16 protein-coding genes are annotated in these 15,298 nt (G+C 77.0%); 15 read left to right on the forward strand and 1 reads right to left on the reverse strand.

Annotated features, from left to right (window positions below; genetic code table 11):
• Nucleotides 1-20 precede the first annotated feature (20 nt).
• The 3 genes from GA0070609_RS05440 to GA0070609_RS35010 all read left to right on the forward strand — a co-directional run bounded on the left by GA0070609_RS05440 (nt 21) and on the right by GA0070609_RS35010 (nt 3,639).
• Nucleotides 21-1,028, forward strand: a complete 1,008-nt coding sequence (locus GA0070609_RS05440) for a hypothetical protein (protein WP_231928540.1) — start codon at nt 21-23, stop codon at nt 1,026-1,028.
• 101 nt (nt 1,029-1,129) lie between these two features.
• Entirely contained in the window at nt 1,130-2,551 is a 1,422-nt protein-coding gene (locus GA0070609_RS05445) for a MinD/ParA family ATP-binding protein (protein ID WP_088992778.1), read from the forward strand.
• 287 nt (nt 2,552-2,838) lie between these two features.
• Nucleotides 2,839-3,639 carry a DUF2567 domain-containing protein gene (locus tag GA0070609_RS35010; RefSeq protein WP_157748361.1) on the forward strand — a complete coding sequence of 267 codons (801 nt, stop codon included), beginning with the start codon at nt 2,839-2,841 and terminating at the stop codon, nt 3,637-3,639.
• Here GA0070609_RS35010 and GA0070609_RS05455 read toward each other — a convergent pair.
• Nucleotides 3,554-4,258, reverse strand: coding sequence for an LON peptidase substrate-binding domain-containing protein (locus tag GA0070609_RS05455; RefSeq protein ID WP_088997516.1), 705 nt, complete (start codon nt 4,256-4,258; stop codon nt 3,554-3,556). The two genes, GA0070609_RS35010 and GA0070609_RS05455, sit on opposite strands and share 86 nt — an antisense overlap.
• A 107-nt stretch (nt 4,259-4,365) precedes the next feature.
• Between GA0070609_RS05455 and hisD the strand changes: the two genes are divergently transcribed.
• The 12 genes from hisD (at nt 4,366) to GA0070609_RS05510 (ending at nt 15,268) form a co-directional block, all read left to right on the forward strand.
• Nucleotides 4,366-5,688, forward strand: coding sequence for a histidinol dehydrogenase (gene hisD / locus GA0070609_RS05460; RefSeq protein WP_088992779.1), 1,323 nt, complete (start codon nt 4,366-4,368; stop codon nt 5,686-5,688).
• Between the two features lie 49 nt (nt 5,689-5,737).
• Nucleotides 5,738-6,808: a histidinol-phosphate transaminase gene (locus tag GA0070609_RS05465; RefSeq protein ID WP_088992780.1), complete on the forward strand. Its 1,071-nt coding sequence runs from the start codon at nt 5,738-5,740 to the stop codon at nt 6,806-6,808.
• A 46-nt stretch (nt 6,809-6,854) separates the two neighbouring features.
• Nucleotides 6,855-7,466: an imidazoleglycerol-phosphate dehydratase HisB gene (hisB, locus tag GA0070609_RS05470; protein WP_088992781.1), complete on the forward strand. Its 612-nt coding sequence runs from the start codon at nt 6,855-6,857 to the stop codon at nt 7,464-7,466.
• Complete coding sequence (locus tag GA0070609_RS33520; protein WP_172899294.1) at nt 7,466-7,639, forward strand: hypothetical protein; 174 nt, start codon at nt 7,466-7,468, stop codon at nt 7,637-7,639. The genes hisB and GA0070609_RS33520 overlap by 1 nt, the downstream gene beginning before the upstream one ends.
• Entirely contained in the window at nt 7,636-8,268 is a 633-nt protein-coding gene (gene hisH / locus GA0070609_RS05475; RefSeq protein WP_088992782.1) for an imidazole glycerol phosphate synthase subunit HisH, read from the forward strand. The genes GA0070609_RS33520 and hisH overlap by 4 nt, the downstream gene beginning before the upstream one ends.
• Before the next feature lie 54 nt (nt 8,269-8,322).
• Entirely contained in the window at nt 8,323-8,646 is a 324-nt protein-coding gene (locus tag GA0070609_RS05480) for a hypothetical protein (RefSeq protein WP_088992783.1), read from the forward strand.
• Nucleotides 8,647-8,662: 16 nt separating this feature from the next.
• Nucleotides 8,663-9,388 (forward strand): bifunctional 1-(5-phosphoribosyl)-5-((5-phosphoribosylamino)methylideneamino)imidazole-4-carboxamide isomerase/phosphoribosylanthranilate isomerase PriA, encoded by a 726-nt coding sequence (gene priA, locus GA0070609_RS05485; protein WP_088992784.1) that lies wholly within the window; start codon nt 8,663-8,665, stop codon nt 9,386-9,388.
• Between the two features lie 76 nt (nt 9,389-9,464).
• The gene (locus GA0070609_RS05490; protein WP_088992785.1) at nt 9,465-9,884 is read left to right on the forward strand and encodes a RidA family protein; all 420 of its coding nucleotides are present in this window, start codon (nt 9,465-9,467) and stop codon (nt 9,882-9,884) included.
• An 86-nt stretch (nt 9,885-9,970) separates the two neighbouring features.
• Nucleotides 9,971-12,727 carry a helix-turn-helix transcriptional regulator gene (locus GA0070609_RS05495; RefSeq protein ID WP_088992786.1) on the forward strand — a complete coding sequence of 919 codons (2,757 nt, stop codon included), beginning with the start codon at nt 9,971-9,973 and terminating at the stop codon, nt 12,725-12,727.
• 46 nt (nt 12,728-12,773) lie between these two features.
• The gene (locus tag GA0070609_RS05500) at nt 12,774-13,052 is read left to right on the forward strand and encodes a hypothetical protein (RefSeq protein ID WP_088992787.1); all 279 of its coding nucleotides are present in this window, start codon (nt 12,774-12,776) and stop codon (nt 13,050-13,052) included.
• A gap of 61 nt (nt 13,053-13,113) precedes the next feature.
• Nucleotides 13,114-13,653: a DUF3558 family protein gene (locus GA0070609_RS05505; protein ID WP_231928541.1), complete on the forward strand. Its 540-nt coding sequence runs from the start codon at nt 13,114-13,116 to the stop codon at nt 13,651-13,653.
• A 16-nt stretch (nt 13,654-13,669) separates the two neighbouring features.
• Nucleotides 13,670-15,268, forward strand: coding sequence for a hypothetical protein (locus tag GA0070609_RS05510; protein ID WP_157748064.1), 1,599 nt, complete (start codon nt 13,670-13,672; stop codon nt 15,266-15,268).
• The last annotated feature ends 30 nt before the right edge of the window (nt 15,269-15,298 follow it).

Raw genomic sequence — 15,298 nt, forward strand, 5'->3', positions numbered from 1 at the left:
CGACGAGGGGACCTCCGCCCGTGCGCGCCGGCGATCTGCTGCGGCAGTTGGACCAGCGGCTGTTGCCGCGGCTGGCCACGGCCGTGGCCCGGCTGGGCCACGGCCCGGCCCGGCCGCGCCTGCTGCCGTCGGTGGCGCTGCTGTCCTGCGCGGCGGTGCTGCTCACCGCGGTCTGGGCCACCGACGACCGGCCGGTCGGCGACCCGACCGTCGGCGAGGTGACCCGGGTCGGGGTGGCCAACGGCGAGTCCATCCCGGGCTACCTGCGGGCCGCCACGGCCGACCTGGCCACCCTGCCGAGCGCCGCCGCGACGCCGGGCGACGGCACGTACGCCCTGGTGTCGCTCTCCACCTACCTGACGCCGCAGCGGCTGGCCGCGGTCGTCGGGGACGTGTCGGTCGCCGAGGTCTTCGGTCGGGTGCCGCTGCCGGACCGGCAGACGGAGATCGTCCGCCTGCCCGCCCAGCGGGTGCCCGACGACGTGGTCGGCGCGATGGCCGACCTCGCCGCGCGCAAGGACCGGGAGGCGGCCGACTACCGGACCCGGGCCGCCGGCGCCGCCGACCCCGAGCTGCGCCAGGTGTACGCCAGCGGCGCCGAGGTGGCGGCGGCGGAGGCGGCCGCGTACCGGTCGGGCTGCGCGTGCGTCTACGCGGCGGTGGTCCGCGCCGAACCGGCGGCGCTGCGCGGGGTGGCCACCCGGCCCGACGTCCGGGTCGTCGACCCGGCCCCCGAGGTGCGCCGGCTGGACCGGACCGTCTTCACCCCGCCGCTGCCCGAGCAACGGGACGTGGCCCGGCCGCCGGCCGACGGCGGTCTCGCCTCGCCGGCCCCGACCGGCAGCACCGAGCCGGCCACCCGCAGCCCGGCCGCGGTCCCGTCGGCGGGCGATCCGTCGGAACCCGCACCGACCGTGACAGATCCGTCACGTCCGCCGTCGCCGCCCGCGCCGCCGGCGACCCGGTCGCCCACCCCGCCGACCTCGATGGACGCGACCGAGGGTAGTCCCGCGGCATCGTCACCGTGACGATCGGGTACGGGGGGAAGGTGCGCGGACGGGTGTGGCCCGAATAGGGTTTGGTTCGTAGCCTGTCAGGCGGAGTTCGACGGCGCTGGGGAGGGCGAGCCTTGGACGGCAGCGAGACCGGCTGGGGTCGGCCGGCCGAACCAGCACCGCGGTTGCGGGCGCTGCTCGACCGCGCCCGCCTCGCCGGCCGGGGCGCCGAGCAGCCGGAGCCCGAGCGGCGGGTCGACGAGCCGCTGCCCCCGCCCGGGCCGCTGTCCCCGCCCGGGCCGCTGTCCCCGCCCGAGGCGTTGCCCCGGCGCTCGGCGGGCAACGGCTACGCCGGGTCGGCGCGGCCGGTGAACCCCGCGGGCGAGCGGTCGTACGGTGCGGATCCCGGTTACCGGGCGGAAGCGACCTACCGGGTCGACCCGGCGTACCGGGCGGAGCCGGCGTACCGGCCCGAGCCGGGACACCCGGGCGAGCCGGCGTACCGGGTGCCGGAGCCGCGCCGGCCGGAGCCACCCGAGTCGCGGTACGCGCTGCTGGACAACGGCGGCTACCGCCCCGAACCGCCTCCGGGGGAGTCGCGGTACGCGCTGCTCGACCGGGGGGCCTACCGCCCCGAGCGCGGCTACCCGCCGCCGTCGCCCGCCCCCGCACCCGCTCCGCCCGCGCCCGCGCCCGCCGAGCGGGGCTACCCGGCGCGGGTCGAATGGCGGCCGCGCGGCGCGGAGTCCGACCTGGAGCGGGCCGCCGCGGTGCTCCGCCGCGAGCTGGGCAGCCCGCGGGTGCTCGCCTTCGCCAACCCCAAGGGCGGCGTGCACAAGACCACCGCCACCGTGCTCGCCGCGGCGACCGTCGGCAGCGTACGCGGGCGGGGCGTGCTGGCCTGGGACGACAACGAGCTGCGCGGCACGCTCGGGCTGCGCGCCGGCAGCGCCCGGCACGCCCGGACCATCCGGCACCTGGTCACCGACCTCGCCCAGATCGAGATCCGGGAGGGCAACGACCTGCTGGAGACCCTCGACGACTACCTGCGGCACGCCTCCGACGGCTCGTACGACGTGCTGGCCGGCGAGGAGAGCCCGCGGTTCGCCCAGCGGCTCGACCAGTTCACCGTCCGGCGGGTGCTGGAGCTGCTGCGGCGTACCCACGAGGTGGTCTGTGTGGACACCGGCAACAACGTGGAGAGCGACAACTGGCGCACCGTGATGCAGGCCGCCGACCAGCTGGTGGTCACCACCGTGCCCCGCGAGGACGCCGCGTTCAGCGCCGACTGGATGCTCGACCTGCTGCACGAGGTCGGCATGGGTGAGCTGGCGGAGAACGCGGTGACGCTGATCTCCTGCCCCACGCCGGGCCGCTCGCCGTTGCAGGACGACCTGGAGAAGCACTTCGCCAGCCGCACCCGGGCGGTGGCGGTGGTCCCGTACGACCCGGCGCTGGAGACCGGTTCCTCGATCGAGTACCACCAGCTCCAGCCGGAGACCCGGCAGGCGTGGCTGCGGGCGGCCGCGGTGATGCTGGAGCCGTTCGCCCGGTGAGCGGGTCTGTCGCCACCGGCGACCCGGCGCCCCGCCCGGCCTGAGAGGATCACCGGGTGAGCCCGGACACCCCCGACCGCGACCGGCCCGGCACCCGCCCCGACGAGGCGGGTCCGACCACACCGACCGACGCCGCCGTGCCGCCGCCCGCCGCGGCGGCTCCGGCGTGGCCGGCCACCGACCGGCCCGCGGTTCCCGCCGACGCGGACCGGCCGCGGTACGTCGACGGCGCCGGCCCGGGCGGGTCGCGACGGCCGGAGCCGGCCGACGGGGACCGGCCGCGGTACGTGGACGGCGTCGACCCGGACGGGTCGCGGTGGCCGGAGCCGGCCGGTGCGGACCGGCCGCGGTACGTGGACTCCGGCGAGGCGGCGGCGTGGCAGGTCGAGCGGGGCGCGGCGGCGGAGGTGTGGCCGGCCGGCCGGCGGCCGGACGAGCCGGAGCTGCCGCGTCGGCGGGCGCTGCGGCTCGGCGCCCTCGCCGCCTGCGCGCTGGCCCTGCTCGGGGTGCCGCTCGGGCTGCTCTGGGCGGCCCTCGCGCCGGACACCCCGGTGATCAAGGCGCCCGACGGGGCCGTCTACGCCCAGCCGCAGCCCGAACAGCCGATCGCCGCCGACGGCTGGTTCAGCCTGCTGGGGCTCGGCTTCGGGGTGCTGGCCGCGATCGCGCTCTGGTTGGTGCTGCGCCGGGTGCGGGGGCCGGTCGGGCTCTTCGCCGCCACCCTCGGCGCGTTCGGCGCCGCGCTGGTCGCCTGGCAGGTCGGGCGCCGGATCGGGCTGGCCACGTTCGAGCGGCTGCTGCAGACCGCCCCGGACGGCCGGGCCTTCAGCAAACCGGCCGACCTGCGCGCCGGCGGCGTCGACCTGGTGCTCGGCGTGCTGCCGGTGCCGCACGGCAACCTGCTGCTGCCCGCGTTCGGCGCCGCGGTGACGTACACCCTGCTGGCCGGCTGGTCGCGGTGGCCGTCGCTGCGCCCGGAGCCCGAGCTCGGCGCGGCCGGGCTCAGTTCGGTGTCGGTGGCGACGCCAGCTCCGCCAGCGGCACCGGAACCGCCCGCACCTGGCGCAGCAGAGCCGCCTCGCGATTGAGCAGCCGCAGCTCGGCGCGGAGCCGGGCCGCGGTGTCGTCGATGGCGAGCAGCCGCTGCCGGTCGGCGACGGTCAGCGCGGCCGTCGCGGCCACCAGGTGCGACAGCACCGTCGGGTCCTCCGGCAGCTGCTCGGAGATCTCCTCCGGGTCGGCGCGGACCAGGCCCAGGTACTGCCGGAACACCGCGATCACCCGGGCGGCCAGCAGTTCGGCGGTCTCGTCCGGGCCGCCCGGCTCGGGCAGCCACTCCACCTCGGCGGTGAGGTAGGGCGCGGAGCGGGCGTCGACGTCGGCGATCCGGAACCGGCGCTTGCCGACCGTGACGATGTCGAAGCCCCCGTCGTCGAGCTCGGTGACCTGGCGCAGCTCGGCGGTGCAGCCGATGTCGTGCAGCGTGACGTCGCCGCCGCCCGGCGTCGGCCGGCCGTCCGGCCCGGTCGGGGCGACCTCCCAGCCCTTCCGGATGGCCACCACACCGAACTCGCGCGGGGCACCGGCGGGCAGCCCGACCAGGTGCCGCACCAGCGCCCGGTAGCGCTCCTCGAAGATGTGCAGCGGCAGCACCAGGCCGGGGAAGAGCACCGTTCCGAGCGGGAACACCGGCAGCCGCGCAGTCACGCCGTCGAGGGTAGCCCGGCCCCGCCCGGGCGGCGTGTCCCGGCTCACCGTCCCGTCGTACGGGCGGCGCCGGTCGTCGCCGGGGCCGGCCGCCTAGACTCGCAAGGGTGTTGAATCGGATCGACCTGCGTGGCGGCGTGCGCGACCCGCGCCGCCTGCTGCCCCGTGCCCAACTCGACGTGTCGGTGGCCGTCGAGCGGATCCGCCCCCTGGTGGAGGCGGTCCGGGAGCATGGTTACCCGGCGATCCGGGAGGCGAGCGAGCGGTTCGACGGGGTGTCCCCGGAGGTGCTGCGGGTGCCCGCCGAGGCGATCGCCGCGGCGGAGGGCACGCTGGACCCGCAGGTCCACGCCGCGCTGCTGGAGTCGATCACGCGCGCCCGCAAGGTGCACGCCGACCAGCGCCGCGCCGACCACACCACCCAGGTGGTGCCGGGCGGCACGGTGACCGAGCGCTGGGTGCCGGTCGACCGGGTCGGCCTCTACGTCCCCGGCGGCCTGGCGATGTACCCGTCGACCGTGGTGATGAACGTGGTTCCGGCCCAGGCGGCCGGGGTCCGCTCGCTGGTGGTGGCCAGCCCGCCGCAGAAGGACAACGGCGGCCTGCCCGACCAGCGGGTGCTCGCCGCCTGCGCGCTGCTCGGCGTCGACGAGGTCTACGCCGTCGGCGGCGCCCAGGCGGTGGCGATGCTGGCGTACGGCGCCGCGGTGGACGCCGCGGGCAGCGCGCACTGCGACCCGGTCGACATGATCACCGGCCCGGGCAACATCTGGGTGACCGCCGCCAAGCGGCTGCTGCGCGGGGTGGTCGGCATCGACGCCGAGGCCGGCCCGACCGAGATCGCCATCCTGGCCGACGACACCGCCGACCCGGCGCACGTCGCGGCCGACCTGATCAGCCAGGCCGAGCACGACCCGCTGGCGGCGAGCGTGCTGGTCACCCCGTCGGTCGAGCTGGTCGAGGCGGTCGAGCGGGAGCTCGCCCGGCAGGTGCCGGCGACCAAGCACGCCGAGCGGGTCACCACCGCGCTCACCGGCGAGCAGAGCGGCGTGGTGCTGGTCGACGACCTCGACGCCGGCCTGCGGGTGGTCGACGCGTACGCGGCCGAGCACCTGGAGATCCAGACCCGGGACGCCCGGGAGTGGGCGCTGCGGGTGCGCAACGCCGGGGCGATCTTCGTCGGCGCCTGGTCGCCGGTGTCGCTCGGCGACTACTGCGCCGGCTCCAACCACGTGCTGCCCACCGGCGGCTGCGCCCGGCACTCCTCCGGGCTGTCCGTGCAGTCCTTCCTGCGCGGCATCCACCTGGTCGAATACTCCGAGCAGGCGCTGCGCGAGGTGGCCCCGCACGTGGTCACCCTGGCCGGGGTGGAGGACCTGCCCGCGCACGGGCAGGCGGTCGGCGTGCGCTTCCCGGGAGCCGCGTCGTGAGCGCGTCCGGGCCGCGCCGGGTGTTCGCCGCGCGCAGCGGGGTGCCGGCGTGACCACCCTCGACGACCTGCCGATCCGCGACGACCTGCGCGGGCTGTCGCCGTACGGGGCGCCGCAGCTGGACGTGCCGGTGCGGCTGAACACCAACGAGAACTCCTACCCGGTGCCCGAGCCGGTGGTGGAGGCGATCGCCAAGGCGCTCACGGCCGAGCTGCGCGACCTCAACCGCTACCCGGACCGGGACGCGGTGGCGCTCCGCGCCGACCTGGCCGGCTACCTCGGTCACGGGCTCACCGTCGAGCAGGTCTGGGCGGCCAACGGCTCCAACGAGATCCAGCAGCAGCTGCTCCAGGCGTTCGGCGGTCCCGGCCGGACGGCGTTGGGCTTCACCCCGGCGTACTCGATGCACCCGCTGCTGGCGCTGGGCACCGGCACCCGGTGGGTGCCGGCCCGCCGGGGGGTCGACTTCGGCCTGACCGCCGACGAGGCGGTGGCCCAGGTCCGCGAGCACGCCCCGGACGTGGTCTTCCTCTGCTCGCCGAACAACCCCACCGGCACCGCCCTCGACCCGGCGGTGGTCACCGCGGTGCTCGACGCGGCCCCCGGCATGGTGGTCGTCGACGAGGCGTACGCCGAGTTCGCCCGCCCGGGCACGGTCAGCGCGCTCGCCGTGCTGCCCGGTCACCCGCGGCTGGTGGTGACCCGGACGATGAGCAAGGCGTTCGGGTTCGCCGGCGGCCGGCTGGGCTACCTCGCCGCCGACCCGGCGGTGGTGGCGGCGGTGCAGCTGGTCCGGCTGCCGTACCACCTCTCGGCGCTCACCCAGGCCGCCGCCCGCGCGGCGCTGGCCCACCGGGACGCCCTGCTCGGCACGGTCGCCGCGATCAAGGCGCAGCGCGACCGGATCGTCGCCGAGTTGCGCGGCCGGGGCCTGCGGGTCGCCGACAGCGACGCCAACTTCGTGCTCTTCGAGGTGGGCGGCGACCAGAGCGTCGCCTGGCGGGCCCTGCTGGAGCAGGGCGTGCTGGTGCGCGACGTCGGGCTGGCCGGCTGGCTGCGGGTCACCGCCGGCACCCCCACCGAGACGGACGCCTTCCTGCGGGCGATGGAGAAGCTGTGAGCGCGCACAGCGGAGCCCCGCGGTCACGAACGAAAGGTTGCACAGCATGAGCCGGACCGGCCGGGTCGAGCGGGTCACCAAGGAGACGAAGGTCCTCGTCGAGATCGACCTCGACGGCACGGGCCGGGCCGAGATCAGCACCGGGGTCGGCTTCTACGACCACATGCTCAACCAGATCGCCCGGCACGGCGGCTTCGACCTGACCGTGCGCACGGTGGGCGACCTGGAGATCGACGCGCACCACACCATGGAGGACACCGCGCTCGCCCTGGGCACCGCCTTCGACCAGGCGCTGGGGGACAAGGCCGGCATCCGGCGGTACGGCTCGGCGACCGTCCCGATGGACGAGGTGCTGGTCCGGGCGGCGGTGGACCTGTCCGGCCGGCCGTACGTGGTGCACGACGAGCCGCCGCTGGCCCCGTACATCGGGCCGGTCTACCCGACCAGCATGACCCGGCACATCTGGGAGTCCTTCGGCCAGGCGGCCCGGGTCACCCTGCACGTGGACGTGCTGCGGGCGGCCCGGCCGGGCGGCCACCCGGACGCGCACCACGTGGTCGAGGCCCAGTTCAAGGCGGTCTCCCGAGCGCTGCGCGAGGCCACCGCGATCGACCCGCGCGCGGCCGGCGCGATCCCCAGCACGAAGGGGGCGCTGTGATGGGGGCAGTGCTGCCGATCCTGTTGCTGGTGCTGGCCGGCGTGCTGGTGGGCGGGGTCGTCTCGTTGCACCGGCAGGGCGCGCCGCGCGGCGCGGTGGTGGTCACCGCGCTGCTCGCCGTGCTGGCCACCACCGGCGGGGTGCTCTGGCTGCTGCCGGAGGTGGGGGCATGAGCGGCGTCGTGGTGCTGGACTACGGGTCGGGCAACCTGCGCTCGGCGGAGCGGGCGCTGGCCGCGGCCGGCGCCGACGTGCGGGTGACCGACGACCTGACCGCCGCCGCCGAGGCGGACGGCCTGGTGGTGCCGGGGGTGGGCGCGTTCGCGGCGTGCATGGCCGGGATCGAGGCGCTCGGCGCCGGGCCGGTCATCGCCGAGCGGGTCGCCGCGGGCCGTCCGGTGCTGGGCATCTGCGTCGGCATGCAGGTGCTCTTCGAACACGGCGACGAGCACGGCGTGGTGACCAAGGGACTCGGCCTGCTTCCCGGCGGGGTGACGAGGCTGCCCGCCGCCCGGCTGCCGCACATGGGTTGGAACACCGTCGCGGCGCCGGCCGGTTCGGTGCTCTTCGCCGGACTGCCCGCCGACAGCCGCTTCTACTTCGTCCACTCGTACGCGGTCGGCGACCCCGGCGCGTTGGCCGCCGCGGGCGCCACCGTCACCACCGCCCACCACGGGGTGGACTTCGTCGCGGCGGTGGAGCGGGGCGCGCTGTCGGCCGCCCAGTTCCACCCGGAGAAGTCCGCCGACACCGGTGCCGCGCTGCTGCGCAACTGGCTCGGCACGCTGGGCACCGGTGGCTGAGCCGGTCCGCCGCCCGGCCGGCCGCCCCGGCGAGGGGCGCCGGCGGGGTGCCCGGTGAGCAAGGAGCGGGCCCGCCGGCGGGCGGAGCGGGAGGCCGCGCAGGCCCGGGAGCGGGCCGTCCGGCAGCGGCGGTCGGACCGGCGGGCCCGGCGGCGGGCGTTGCTGCGCCGGCTGACGCCGACCTGGCAGCGCGGGCGTACCGGCCGGCTGCCCCGGCACAGCCGGGGTGAACGCGCGGCGATCGTGCTGCTCACCCTGGCGGCGATCATGCTGATCTGGTCGCTCGTGGACGATCTGGCGCTGCGCGTCGCGCTGGTCGTGCTGCTGCTGCTCGTACTGCCGGCGATCGTGGTGATCGCCCTGGACCGTCGTACCTGAACCGAGGAGAAGCACGTTGAGCCTGACCCTGTTGCCCGCCGTGGACGTCGCCGACGGCCGGGCCGTCCGGCTGGTGCAGGGCGCCGCCGGCAGCGAGACCAGCTACGGCGACCCGCTGGAGGCCGCGCTGGCCTGGCAGCGTGACGGCGCCGAGTGGATCCACCTGGTCGACCTGGACGCCGCGTTCGGCCGCGGCTCCAACGCCCACCTGCTCGCCGAGGTGGTCCGGCAACTCGACGTGAAGGTGGAGCTGTCCGGCGGCATCCGGGACGACGAGTCGCTGGCGGCCGCGCTCGGCACCGGCGCCGCCCGGGTGAACATCGGCACCGCGGCCCTGGAGGACCCGGTCTGGTGCGACCGGGTGGTCGGCGAGTACGGCGACCGGGTGGCGATCGGGTTGGACGTGCGCGGCCGTACCCTCTCGGCCCGGGGCTGGACCCGCGACGGCGGCGACCTGTACGAGGTGCTGGAGCGGTTGGACAAGGCCGGCGCGGCGCGGTACGTGGTCACCGACATCACCAAGGACGGCACCATGCGCGGGCCGAACCTGGACCTGCTGCGCGAGGTCTGCGCCCGCACGGACGCCCCGGTGATCGCCTCCGGCGGTGTCTCCACCCTGGACGACCTGCGGGCGCTGGCCACCCTGGAGCCGCTCGGCGTGGAGGGCGTCATCGCCGGCAAGGCGCTCTACGCGGGGGCCTTCACGGTCGCCGAGGCGCTGGAAACCCTGGCGGCGGCGTGAGCGAGCGGAGCGAGCGAACCAGCTGGCCCGGTGCGTCGGTGCCGCACGGCGGCACGGAGCGAAGGGGAGCGCCGGCGTGAGCGCGCGTGGCGTCGAGGAGAGCGGCACGACCGTCACCCGGCTGGGTTCCGGCGGGCCGTGGGAGGCCGCCTACGGCTACTCCCGGGTGGTCCGCGCCGGTGACCTCGCCTGGACGGCCGGCTGCACGTCCACGGTTGACGGGGTGGTGACCCACGTCGGGGACGCGGCCGCGCAGACCGCGCAGGCGCTGCGGATCGGGTTGGCCGCGTTGGCCGAGGTGGGCGCGCAGCCGGCCGATGTGGTGCGGACCCGGATGTACGTCACCGACCGGGCGTACGCCGACGAGGTCGGCCGGGCGCACAACGCGGTGTTCGGCGCGGTCCGCCCGGCCGCCACCATGGTGGTGGTGGCCGGTCTGATCGACCCGGAGCAGCTGGTCGAGGTGGAGCTGGAGGCCTACCTCGGCGAGCGCTGAGCCGGCCCGGAGTCGGCCCGGACAGCCCCGGCGCGTCCGCCGTACGGTCCTCGACCGGGGCCGCCGGTGGGTGCCAGACTGACCCGGTGAGCGGGGCGGCCGTCGGTCGGGACGTGCTGGTCGACCGTGCCCGGCGGTCGCTGGACGAGGGCCGGCCGGTGCTGGTGGAGGGCCCGGCCGGGATCGGCAAGACGGTCGTGCACCGGGAGTTGCTGGGCGCGGCCCGCCGGGCCGGCTGGCTGGTGCTGGGCTGCGCCCCGACCGAGGCGGAGTCGGCGCTGCCGTTCGCGGCGCTGGCCGACCTGCTCGACCCACTCGCCGGCCGGGTGCCCGAGCTGCCGGCGCCGCAGCGCGCGGCGCTGGCCGGGGTGCTGCTCACCGGCGACGTGCCGGGGCAGCCGATCGACGAGCGGACGGTGGGCGCGGCCACCCGGTCCCTGCTGGAGGCCGCCACCGCCGATCCGGCGGCGCCCCGGCTGCTGGTGGCCGTCGACGACGCCCCGTGGCTGGACCCGCCGAGCGAGCGGGCCCTCCGGTTCGCGGTGCGCCGGCTGGTGCCGCGGATCGCCGTGCTGGTCACCGCGCGGGCCGACCGGCCCGGCAGCGACCCGGCGCCGCTCGGACTCGACCACGGCGCCACCGGCGCCCGGCTGGACCGGATCGCGCTCGGGCCGCTCGGCGTGGGGGCACTGCACCACGTGCTGCGGACCGAGACCGGAACGGCGCTGCCCCGGCCGCTGCTGGTCCGGATCGCCGCCGAGGCCGGCGGCAACCCGCTGCTCGCCATCGAGCTGGCCCGGGCGGTGCTCCGGCTGCCGCAGCTGCCGGCCCCGGGCGCCGACCTGCCGGCCGCGCCGTCGCTGCGGCAGCTGGTCGCCGACCGGGTGGCCGCGCTGCCGCCGGACACCCGGCACGCGGTGCGCCTCGCCGCCCTCTCCGGCGTACCCACGCTGGCCGGGCTGGCCCGCGCCGGGGTGCCGGCGGCGGCCCTCGACGCGGCCGAGGAGGCCGGCCTGGTCGCCGTACGCGGGGACGCGATCGGCTTCGCCCACCCGGTGTACGCGGCGGCGGTCCGCGCCGACGTGCCGCCGGGGGTGCGTGGCCGGTTGCACCGGCTGCTCGCCGACACCACGCTCGACCCCGACGAGCGGGCCCGGCAGCTGGCCCGCTGCCTCACCGGGCCGGATCCGGCGGCGGCGGCCGAGATCGCCGCGGCCGCCGCCCGGCAGCGCAGCCGGGGCGCGCCGGAGACGGCTGCCGGCCTGTACGACAGCGCGGCCCGGCTCGCCGCGCCCGGCGCCACCGCCGAGCACGCGAGGTGGCGGCTGGCCGCCGCGGCGTGCCGCAACGACTGCGGCGACTACTCCGCCGCGCGGGCGGCCGCCGACCGCGCGGCCGAGGAGCTGACCGGGCCGGCGAGCGCGGAGGCGCTGCTGTTGCGGGCGGTCGTCGCCTGGAGTGCCGACGAGCCGGCGGAAGCGGCCTGGACCGCCGCCGAGGCGGCCCTGGCGTCCGCGCCGGCCGGCTCGCCGCTGGCCGGCCGGATCCACGCCCACCTCAGCCTGTTCCGGGACGCCCCCGACACGGCCCGGCGGCACGCGGAGGCGGCGGTCGCGCTGCTGGCCGACAGCCCCGACGACCGGCCGGTGTACGCCGCCGCACTGCTGCTGCTCTTCTTCAACGCGGTGCGGGCCGGGCTGCCGGCGCGCACCGACCTGCTGGCGCGAGCGCTGGAGCTGGAGGGGGCGGAGCCGTCCTGGCTGGCCGGCACCGTCCCGGCGATCTGGTGGCGGTCGGTGGACGAGCACGGCCGGGCCCGCGACCGGCTGCACCGGATGCTGGCTCGAGCGGTCGCCCGTGGCGACGAGCCGTCCCAGCACGAGCTGCTCTGCCACCTGGGCGAGACCGAACTGCTCGCCGGCCGGTGGACGGACGCCGCGGCGCACATCGCCGTCGCCCGGGACCTGGGCGAGCAGTACGGCACCGACTCGGCCGGCGAGCACTGGCTGGAGGGGCTGCTGCTGGCCCACCGGGGGCGGCTGCCCGAAGCGGACCGGATCGCCGCGGAGGGGCTGCGCCGGGCCGCCGAACTGGACGACCGCTGGCGGCGGCGGATCTACGCGCAGCTCGCCGGGTTCGTGGCGCTGAGCGCGGGACGGATGGCGGTGGCCGCCCAGCACTACGGTGAGCTGGCGGTTACCGTCGACGAGCTGGGCCTGGTCGAGCCGCTCGCCCAGCGGTTCGAACCCGACTGGCTGGAGGCCTGCGTCGGCGCCGGTGACCTGACCACCGCCGAGGCGGCGCTGGACCGGCTGGCCACCCGGCACCGGCGGCTGCCGCGACCGTGGACCACGCTGGGGCTGGCCCGCAGCCGGGTGCTGCTGGCCGGCGCGCTCGGCCGGGACCCGTCGGACGCGCTGGCCGAACTGGCCGCCGCCCGGGCCGCGGTGCCGGCGGACGTGCTGCCGCTGGACCGGGCCCGCTGCCTGCTGGTGGCCGGGGTCGCGTACCGGCGGCTGCGGCGCCGGCGTGACGCGCGGGAGGCGTTGACCGCCGCCGCCGCCGAGTTCGACGCGCTGGGCGCGGCAGCCCTGGCGGCCCGGGCCCGTGCCGAGGCGGACCGCACCGGCGGCCGTCCGCCGGCGCCGCGCCAGCTGACCGGCACCGAGCTGGAGGTGGCCCGGCTCGCCGCCGCCGGGCGGACCAACCGGGTCATCGCCGACACGCTGTTCATCAGCCCGAAGACGGTCGAGGCGAACCTCGTCCGGGTCTACCGCAAGCTGGGCGTCGCCAGCCGGGCCGAGCTGGGCGCGGTGATGGCCCGCGCCGACGTCGAAGGATAGGGAAACACCCGATTACCCGGGCGCCGCGCGGACCTAGCGTCGACGCATGGCCGCTCGACTGTTCGTCCTCGAACGCTACGACCGGGGTCCGGAGGAGCGCGCCGACGAGCCCGTCGGCGGGTTGACCACCGGCACCACCCGGCTGCGGGGCGCGCTGCGGATCCCCGCCGACGACGTGGTGCTGGCCCTGGTCGAGGGACCCGACGCGGAGACGGTGGCGGCGGTGGCGGTCGCCGCCGGCTGGCGGGTGGACCGGCTCGGGCCGGCCGAGTGGATCGTCGCGCCGGAGTGCCCGGCGCCGGCGGCCGGGGCGGACCCGTCGTGACCGGGCCGCGGGTCCAGGTGCGCGGAACGCGGCCGTTCGTCCGCAAAGGAGGGATGTCGAGGTGAAGCAGACTCATCGTTCCCGGTGGTCCGGGCTGCTGCTGGCCGGGCTGTTCGGCCTGACCGGGGCGGTCGCCGGCTGCGGCGGCGCGGAGGAGACACCGCCGGCGGCCGGCGGTGCGCCGGAGGTGGTCGCCACCACCGGGAGCGCGGCCGCCGAGCCGTCCCCGACGGCGGCCGCGGTGGACCCGTGCGCGCTGGTGTCCAGGCAGGAGGCCGAACAGCTCGCCGGCACCCGGCTGGAGGACGGCCAGCCGGTGCGCGAGACCTGCACCTACGTCGGGCCGGTCAGTGGGCCGACCGCCCAGGTCGAGGTCTTCGTCGGCGACGGGGCGAAGAAGTTCCTGGACATCGAGCGGGACCTCGGCCACGAGCTGCGCCCGCTGGCCGGGGTCGGCGACGAGGCGTACGCGAGCCACGAGGCGGTCTTCGTCAACGGCTCGGGGGTCTGGGTGTCGGTGCGCCTGGTCCGGCTCAACGACCCGGCGGAGAACCGCGCGCCGCTGGAGAAGGTGGCGCGTACCGTGGCCGGACGGCTGTGAGCGGGGTGCGGCGGCGATGAGGACGAACCGCTGCGCCGGTGGACGCTGGCTCGCCGTGGTGACGGTGCTGGCCGTGTTGGCCCCGGCCGCGGCCTGCTCGGGTGACCGGCCACCGGGCGGCGGGCCGACCGACCCGTACCACGCCGACGCCGTCCGGTACGGGCTCGCGCCGCAGCCGCACCCCGACGTGACGTACCAGCCGGACGTGGTCCTGGTCGGCGGCGGTGGCGCCGCCGTGCGGTCGGTGACCGACGACGGGCTGACCTGGCGGATCGACCCGGACGCGGAGCGGGCCGGCGACCTCGCTCCGGGCAAGGTCATGTTCCTCACCTCCCGGGCCGTCGGCCGGGTGGTGGACGTCCGCCGCGACGGCGGAGACCTGGCGGTGACCATCGGTCCGGTCGAGCTGACCGAGGTGATCCGGGACGGCACGTTCCGCACCGCCGCGCCGGTGCCGCTGGACCGCCCGATCGCCTACTCCGCGGGCACGCCGTCCTGGGTCGCCGCCGACCTGCCGCCCGAGCCCACGCCGAGCGGCGGTACGGGCGGCGGAAGATCGGGGGCGGACCTCCCGGGCGCGGACCTCCCGGGCGCGCCGAGCGGGGAGTCGGGCACCGACGGTCGGCCGGGCGCGGGCGGTCGGCCGGGCGCGGGCGCCGGCGGCACCGGCGGCGGGGCGCCGATCGGCCGGACCCGCCTCGCGCCGGTCCGGGCGCCCGCACCCCGCCCGCCGGCCCCGCCCGCCCGGGTGGCCAACCAGCAGTCGGCGCAGGCCGGCGCCCTGAAGCTGACGACGGAGTGCTGCTCCGAGGGGGTCACCGCGCGGTTCGAGCACGACGACGGCGAGATCCGGATGACCGGATCGGTGACCCTGCTGCTGAAGAAGCCGACGGCCACCTTCGACCTGGCCATCTCCGGCGGCACGGTCACCCGGGCGGAGTTCAGCGTCACCGGCGGCGCCGGCCTCCGGGTGGCGGTCAAGGCGGCGACCAGCGTCGGCAACACCCGCAACCTGGCCAAGTCGCTGGTGGTACCGACGCAGTTCAGCATCCCGATCGGGACCATCCTCGGGGTGCCCTTCTCGGCCACCGTCGACCAGCTACTGGAGATCAAGACGGCGTTCAGCGCCAAGGACGGCCGCCTCGACGCCGCCGGCGAGTACGCGCTCAGCGGCGCGATCGGCTACGGCTACCACCGCCCGTACTGGGGCCCGATTCAGCCCGGCGGCTTCCAGGTGCGCAACAGCCTGACCAACTCGATCACCGGGATCTCCATCGGGGCGAGCGGGCTGCTCGTCACGTACGACGTGAAGTTCACCGTCGGGATCGGGGCGCTCGGGTTCACCGCCGGGGTGTACGTCGCCCTGCGCGCCTCGGTCGGGGCGAGCCTCGGCTCGGGGGCCGGCCTGATCGTCTGCCGGGGCGCGGGGCTGGGCGTGCACATGCGCTACGGGGTCAGCTACTCGATCCCGAAGGTGGTCGCCGACGTCGTGAACTTCTTCCTCAAGGTGTTCCGGACCAAGCCGATCAGACAGCGAGGCGAGCTCGGCGACGAGGTCGTGGTGCTGAAACGGGCCGAGACCGTGCCGCCGAACGTGCCGCTCTGCGTGGTCTGACCGACGAATAGATTGTGCACAACTTAATTG

Origin of the sequence: Micromonospora echinaurantiaca (genome assembly GCF_900090235.1) — a bacterium.
GTDB lineage: Bacteria > Actinomycetota > Actinomycetes > Mycobacteriales > Micromonosporaceae > Micromonospora > Micromonospora echinaurantiaca.

Excerpts from the sequence above, each read along its gene's own strand:
- hisB (WP_088992781.1), top strand. The coding sequence starts at position 6,855 with ATGAGCCGGACCGGCCGGGTCGAGCGGGTCACCAAGGAGACGAAGGTC.
- GA0070609_RS33520 (WP_172899294.1), top strand. The coding sequence starts at position 7,466 with ATGGGGGCAGTGCTGCCGATCCTGTTGCTGGTGCTGGCCGGCGTGCTG.
- hisH (WP_088992782.1), top strand. The coding sequence starts at position 7,636 with ATGAGCGGCGTCGTGGTGCTGGACTACGGGTCGGGCAACCTGCGCTCG.
- GA0070609_RS05500 (WP_088992787.1), top strand. The coding sequence starts at position 12,774 with ATGGCCGCTCGACTGTTCGTCCTCGAACGCTACGACCGGGGTCCGGAG.
- GA0070609_RS05510 (WP_157748064.1), top strand. The coding sequence starts at position 13,670 with ATGAGGACGAACCGCTGCGCCGGTGGACGCTGGCTCGCCGTGGTGACG.